Annotated in this window: 2 protein-coding genes; both read left to right on the top strand. The window is 34.4% G+C overall.

Annotation, left to right across the window (positions count from 1 at the left end; all coding sequences use genetic code 11):
- Nucleotides 1–106: 106 nt before the first annotated feature.
- Nucleotides 107–562 carry a GNAT family N-acetyltransferase gene (locus tag HT715_RS11575; RefSeq protein ID WP_050975800.1) on the top strand — a complete coding sequence of 152 codons (456 nt, stop codon included), beginning with the start codon at nucleotides 107–109 and terminating at the stop codon, nucleotides 560–562.
- A gap of 182 nt (nucleotides 563–744) precedes the next feature.
- Nucleotides 745–1,746, top strand: coding sequence for a LacI family DNA-binding transcriptional regulator (locus HT715_RS11570; protein ID WP_050207426.1), 1,002 nt, complete (start codon nucleotides 745–747; stop codon nucleotides 1,744–1,746).
- Nucleotides 1,747–1,861 lie beyond the last annotated feature (115 nt).

Here is a 1,861-nt window from a genome sequence, read left to right as displayed (position 1 = left end):
GAATGCTCCCGACAAGAAAAAAATAAAAATCAATCATACTTATCTATTCGTAAAAAATGGGAGAAGTAGTATAATGGAGAAACATAGATAAGATGGGGAGGAAAAGATGACAATTCGTTTTGAAGAAAAGGTGAGCCCAGAAAACGCTCAGCTCGTATGCCAATGGTCCAACTCCCTTGGCAAATCCTTTCAAGAACAATGGATGGGACCAATGATTTCTTTTCCCTTGACAATTCAAGTCTTGCAAGATTTGGAAGGAATCTTTTCAATCTTTGATGGACAAGAGTTTGTCGGGCTAATCCAGAAAATCAGACTAGAAGACAGTAATCTTCATATTGGAAGATTTTTTATCAACCCCCAGAAACAGGGACAAGGCTTAGGTAGCCAGGCTTTCAGGAAATTTGTTAGTTTGGCCTTTGAAAATGGAGACATAGATAGTATTTCTCTAAATGTCTTCGAAGCAAATCAAACAGCTTACAATCTTTACCAAAAAGAAGGATTTGAAATCGTTCAAATGGTTGAAGCACCCGTACGAAAATACATCATGAAAAAGGGGAGATAGGAAGCAAACAAAGGCTTTTCCTGTTTTATGTAGATGTCTATACATGAATATTGAAGGGGGTATCAAAAGTCGATTGGAGTGATTTTATCCATGATGGTAAAAATGATCTGGAGAAAAATGATTGAGAAATAGTTGCTTAAAAAGCGTTTGCATGATACTATATATTGAAAGGAGGTGATAAGATGGTAGAACAAAGAAAATCAATTACCATGAAAGATGTTGCTTTAGAAGCAGGAGTTAGTGTTGGAACAGTTTCACGTGTGATTAATAAAGAAAAAGGCATTAAAGAAGTAACCTTGAAAAAAGTGGAGCAAGCGATTAAAACTTTGAATTACATTCCAGATTACTACGCTAGAGGAATGAAAAAAAATCGAACAGAAACGATTGCAATCATTGTACCAAGTATCTGGCATCCCTTCTTTTCAGAATTTGCTATGCATGTGGAAAATGAAGTCTATAAGAGGAATAATAAATTACTCTTATGTTCTATAAATGGTACAAATCGAGAGCAAGACTATCTGGAGATGTTGCGTCATAATAAAGTTGATGGAGTGGTTGCTATTACCTATAGTCCAATTGAACATTACCTGTCGTCAGGAATTCCATTTGTCAGTATTGACCGTACATACTCAGATATTGCCATTCCTTGTGTTTCATCAGATAATGATGCAGGTGGAAGAGAAGCAGCTAAACAATTAATTAGTAAAGGATGTCAGCATTTAGCCTTTGTGGGCGGACATAATACAACCATTAATGAAACCAAACGTCGTAGAATTTCCTTTGAAAAGTATGTCCAAGAGCATAAAATACCTCTTAGTATTTTTGATTTGGATGAGACAGTTACTGACTATCATGGAAAGCTAGAGAGTTTCTTGGAAGACAATCATTCTATAGATGGAATTTTTACAATTAACGACTTTGCAGCTTTAGATGTTATTGATATACTAGAAAAAAATGGTAAACGTATTCCTCATGATGTCCAAATTATTGGATACGATGGAATTAAAATGGCTGGAGATAGAGATTATCTACTTTCAACTATTGAACAACCATTGGAAGAAATGGCAAAAGAAGCGGTTCGGATTTTGTTTGATATTATTGATGGAAAGACTGTTAATTTGCAGACAATCCTACCAGTGAAATTTGTTGAAGGAAAAACAACAAAAAATGAAAATAAGTCTTGACAGAAAACGCTAACAATGTTAGAATGAATTCAGATAAAAAAAGATTTATTTTTTTAAAACAAAAATGAAACGTTTCAAAAACAAAATAAATAGACAGCGCCAAGCGCTATCTTTT

It is taken from the genome of Streptococcus sp. 4155 (genome assembly GCF_013276695.1).
Classification (GTDB): domain Bacteria; phylum Bacillota; class Bacilli; order Lactobacillales; family Streptococcaceae; genus Streptococcus; species Streptococcus pseudopneumoniae.
Note: the sequence above shows the minus strand (reverse complement) of the source record. Positions and strands in the feature narration are given on the sequence as shown.